The organism is Microvirga sp. P4_G7 (assembly GCF_056401005.1).
In genome coordinates this window covers 1-4,518 of record NZ_JBFUKD010000282.1, presented here as the reverse complement: position 1 = coordinate 4,518, position 4,518 = coordinate 1, and the positions used below count along the sequence as shown (strand labels likewise).

The following is a 4,518-nucleotide window of genomic DNA, read 5'->3' as shown; positions in this document are numbered from 1 at the left end:
GACGATCGCAGCTCTTCCAAGTCGTCGGAATGACATCACAATATCGTATAGGTCACAAGGGYTGTTATGCGAAACACTGTTTCAAAAAAGGCAAATTTTCCGCATATTCGCGTGCGCCACCTCACGCATTACGGCGTGATCAGGTGGTTGCGAACCGCATATCGCACCAGTTCGGCCGTCGACGACATGCCGAGCTTGCGCATGGCGGTCGCTCGATGGCTTTCGACGGTTTTTACGCTCACGTCCAGCTGCAATGCCACCTTCTTGTTGCTCAGGCCTTCTGCGATCAGCTTCACCACCTCGCGCTCGCGAGCCGTCAACACTCCATCGATCTGCTGTGCGCTTGGAACGTCCTTCAACGATTCGAGCAAAGCTTCCGAGGCGCGCCAAGTCAGATACGGACGATGCTGGGCAAGTGCGTTGATGGCAGCAAGAAGGTGGGTATCCGCATCGGTCTTGAGGATGTAGCCCTTGGCCCCGGCCCGCAGAAGGTCGCGAATAATCTGCTCGCTCTCGTGCATCGTAAAGATGAGGATCTCGGTCTTCAGCGTCTGGCGGATGCGGCGCGTCGCCTCCAAGCCGTCGAGACCTGGCAACGAATAGTCAAGCACGGCAATGTCCGGATTGGTGCGTATCGCCTCGTCAACGGCATCCTGGCCATTGGCTGCCTCCGCGACGATGCTCCATTCCGGCTGCGTTTCCAGAATGGCGCGCAGGCCGCGACGAACGACGAGATGGTCATCGGCTATCAGGATGCGTTTCATTCATCGCCCCATCAGGAATCCTACCCTACTCTGAACGCCCTCACTCGGCACTAGTGAAAACCCGCAGACTGCGCTGGTAAAAACCCCGGCTTACGGCAGCATACTCCTATCGCGGAGCACCGTTGAGGCGTAAAATCGTTCCGGATTTTCAGGCCTCCGACTAGCTGAATGAGCGCGGAAGAATGCCTCTGCGCTAGACTGTACAGTCGGCTCGGTAACGGTTTGCGTGAAATTCTCTTTGGAGGTCACTTTCGCTTCGAGAGCATGATGCTCGTCTCGGTCGACGAGATTCCGCTGATCTCCCGAATGCGCCGCAGGACCTGATCGAACTCCTCCAGGGTCGCAACTTCGATCTCGGCTACGATGTCCCATCGTCCGTTCGTCGTGTTGATCCGGGAGACCTCCGGGAGGCCGTGCAGGCGCTTGATCACCTTGTCCGCGCCCTGACCTTCGACCTCGATCATGGTGACAGCGCGGATGCTGTTCGGCTGAGCCCCCGAGCTGACATTGACTGTGAAGCCTTGAATGATGCCGCTCTGGACCATCTTCTCTATACGAGTGCGGACCGTCGCCCGGGAAACTTTCAACGTGTCCGCGAGGCCCGAGACCGGTCGGCGGGCGTCGGCCCGAAGCAGGGCGAGGAGTTTTCGGTCGAGGTCATCCACGGCAATTCTTTCACTTTGGCAGATTGCCATTAGCATAATGATCAATCTTCTATCCAGATTTATCGGTTCTTCCACTTTCTGTCGCCGGTTCTGTCTCGATAATGACGAAACGATCAAAGGAAAGACTGCCGATGCCCAAAACCGCCCTCTCCCCATCGACGCAGCCGCGTCTCGCCGTCGTCGGGGCGCCCGTGCAGGTGGGCGCGAGCCAACTCGGCACGGTGATGGGACCGGCGGCACTTCGCACCGCCGGGCTCATCACGAGCCTCGAGGAGTTGGGGCATGGGATCGACGACCTGGGCGATTTGTCCGTGACCTTCGACCCGCGGGATCCGCCAGGTCGGAATGCGCGCCATTTCAACGAGATCTCCGCGTGGTCGCGTGACATCAGTCAGAGCGCTTACGACATCTTGCAAGGAGGCCGCCTGCCGATATTCCTCGGCGGCGATCACTCCCTCGCCATGGGCTCGGTGCATGGCGTTCTGAGACATTGCCGCGAAAGCGGTCGCGAGCCGTTTGTGCTCTGGCTCGATGCGCATGCGGATTTCAACACACCGGAAACGTCTCCCTCGGGGAACATGCACGGAATGTCGACGGCGCTGTTTTGCGGCGAGAGCGGGTTCGACGGGGTGTTCGACATCCCGTTTGAGCCACTGCCGCCGCCCAATCTCTATGTTTTCGGTCTGCGATCGGTCGACAAGGAAGAGCGCGCCTTGCTTCGCGATCGCGGCGTTCACGTCAGCGACATGCGCCTGGTGGACGAGTTCGGTGTCTCGGTTCTGTTGCGACAGATCATCGATCACGTCGCTTCGCGGAACGGCCATCTTCACGTGAGCCTCGATGTCGACTTTCTCGATCCGGCGATCGCGCCGGGCGCCGGCACGCCGGTACAGGGCGGCGCGACCTATCGCGAAGCGCATCTCATCATGGAGATGCTGCATGATTCCGGTCTTGTCGGCTCTCTCGATGTCGTCGAACTCAATCCTTATCTCGACGAGCGCGGCAAGAGCGCCCGCCTCCTCGTGGACCTGATCGGAAGCCTGTTCGGCCGCCAGATCGTTCCCCGGTCGTAAACCAAGGGCAAACCCATGACCGTTTCAACAAACACGCTGATCGAAACAGAAAACAGGCTCGGGGCTCACAATTACAAACCCCTCGACGTCGTACTCTCCAGAGGCGAAGGCGTGTACGTCTGGGATGTGGAGGGCAATCGCTATCTCGACTGCCTTTCCGCCTATTCGGCTGTCAACCAGGGCCATTGCCATCCGAAAATTCTGGCGGCCATGACCGAGCAGGCGAAGAAGCTGACACTTACGTCACGCGCGTTCCGCAATGACCAGCTCGCCTTGTTCTACGAAGAGATCGCAGCGCTCACCGGGTCGCACAAAGTGTTGCCGATGAACAGCGGCGCGGAGGCAGTCGAGTCGGCCATCAAAGCCGTCCGCAAATGGGGATATGAGGTCAAAGGCGTTCCGCACGACCAAGCCGAGATCATCGTCTGTAGCGAGAACTTCCACGGGCGAACGCTCGGCATCATCGGCTTMAGCACGGACGAAGATGCGCGCGGCGGGTTCGGCCCGTTCGCACCGGGCTTCAAGATCGTGCCATTCGGCGACGCCGCAGCCTTCAAGGCGGCCATCACGCCCAACACGGTGGCGTTTCTGGTCGAGCCAATCCAGGGCGAAGCGGGCGTCATCATCCCGCCCGTGGGATATTTCACAGAAGTCCGCGAACTCTGCACTCGGCATGGCATCACGTTGATCCTGGACGAGATCCAGACGGGATTAGGCCGCACCGGCAAGCTTCTGGCCGAGGAGCACGAGGGGATCGAAGCCGATGTGACCCTGATCGGCAAGGCGCTCTCTGGCGGGTTCTATCCGGTCTCCGCCGTGCTATCCAACTCCGATGTGCTCGGCGTTTTGAAGCCCGGTCAGCATGGAAGCACGTTCGGTGGCAACCCGCTCGCGTGCGCCATCGCTCGCGCCGCGATGAAAGTGCTCGTCGAAGAAGGCATGATCGAGAACTCGGCCAAGCAAGGCGCTTATTTCAAGGCCAAGATCGAAAGCATCCGCAGCAACGCGGTTCGCGAAGTGCGAGGGCGTGGCCTCATGCTCGCCGTTGAACTGCATCCAGAAGCTGGCGGCGCACGTCGTTATTGCGAGGCGCTTCGCGAACGCGGGATCCTCGTGAAGGACACGCATGTCAACACGATCCGCATCGCGCCTCCCCTTGTCGTCACGCAAGAGCAGGTCGACTGGGCGAGCGATCATCTCGATCGCGTCCTGACGACGCTTTCCTAGAGCGCGTAGTGGAAGGCGCCACCGGTCTTGGGAGGCATCAGGCCCTTCTAGATTTGACCCGTCGCCCGCTCCGCCAGTCGCTCGAATAGTGCGGCGGAAAACGCGATCATGGTTTCGAAGTGCTCGGCGATGATGTTCTCGTTCGGGGAATGCAGCATTGCCCCGTGATGGGTGAGCCCAATGCCCACGATGGTGGCTCCGAGTTGCTCGACGAATGGATGGGCCGTACCGGAGGCCGGTGAGCTCGATTGGATGACGGCCGGCCGTCCAAAATGCGTTTCGAGCAGGCGGATCGCGTCGCGAACGAACCAATGATCGGGAGACGATCGCACTGGCTTGACGTTTGCGTCGTAGACAACGATTTCGATATCGTTGAAGCCGTTTCGATCAAGGTGCGCCCGCAGCAGCGCGATGATGGTCTGCGGATCTTGATCGGGAACGATTCTGAAATCGATTTTTACGAATCCGTTCGCAGGCAGCACCGTTTTCGCGCCCTCGCCCGAATAGCCGCCGCCAAAACCGTTGACGTTCAAGCACGGCTCGAAATTCATGGCGTGAAAAAAGTTCGATTCGTCGATGCCGGCGAGCGGTCGACCCGCCCCTGTCGCGGCAACCACGCTTTCGAAAGTGAATGGCGGATCGGCGGCTGCCTTCTCCTCATCCGACGATGGAGCGCGAACGCCGTCGTAGAATCCTTCGATCGTGACGCGACCGGACGCATCGCGCAAGGATGCGGTCGCAGCGGCGAGACGCCACAGCGCATTGTCGAAGATCGCGCCGAGGCTCGAG

General features: G+C 59.9%; 5 protein-coding genes. 2 read left to right on the top strand and 3 right to left on the bottom strand.

The window, feature by feature from the left end; translation table 11 throughout:
- Window positions 1-128: 128 nt before the first annotated feature.
- Both AC1DT3_RS12840 and AC1DT3_RS12835 read right to left on the bottom strand, forming a co-directional pair.
- Window positions 129-764: a response regulator gene (locus AC1DT3_RS12840; protein ID WP_477465639.1), complete on the bottom strand. Its 636-nt coding sequence runs from the start codon at window positions 762-764 to the stop codon at window positions 129-131.
- 245 nt (window positions 765-1,009) lie between these two features.
- The gene (locus AC1DT3_RS12835) at window positions 1,010-1,429 is read right to left on the bottom strand and encodes an Lrp/AsnC family transcriptional regulator (protein ID WP_477465638.1); all 420 of its coding nucleotides are present in this window, start codon (window positions 1,427-1,429) and stop codon (window positions 1,010-1,012) included.
- A 131-nt stretch (window positions 1,430-1,560) separates the two neighbouring features.
- Between AC1DT3_RS12835 and rocF the strand changes: the two genes are divergently transcribed.
- Window positions 1,561-2,502, top strand: a complete 942-nt coding sequence (gene rocF, locus AC1DT3_RS12830; protein WP_477465637.1) for an arginase — start codon at window positions 1,561-1,563, stop codon at window positions 2,500-2,502.
- 15 nt (window positions 2,503-2,517) lie between these two features.
- Entirely contained in the window at window positions 2,518-3,729 is a 1,212-nt protein-coding gene (gene rocD, locus AC1DT3_RS12825) for an ornithine--oxo-acid transaminase (RefSeq protein WP_477465636.1), read from the top strand.
- Window positions 3,730-3,776: 47 nt separating this feature from the next.
- On the opposite strand, the gene AC1DT3_RS12820 is transcribed toward rocD, so the two are convergent.
- The coding region (locus AC1DT3_RS12820) for a peptidase dimerization domain-containing protein (RefSeq protein WP_477465635.1) at window positions 3,777-4,518 on the bottom strand (742 nt) is incomplete at its 5' end.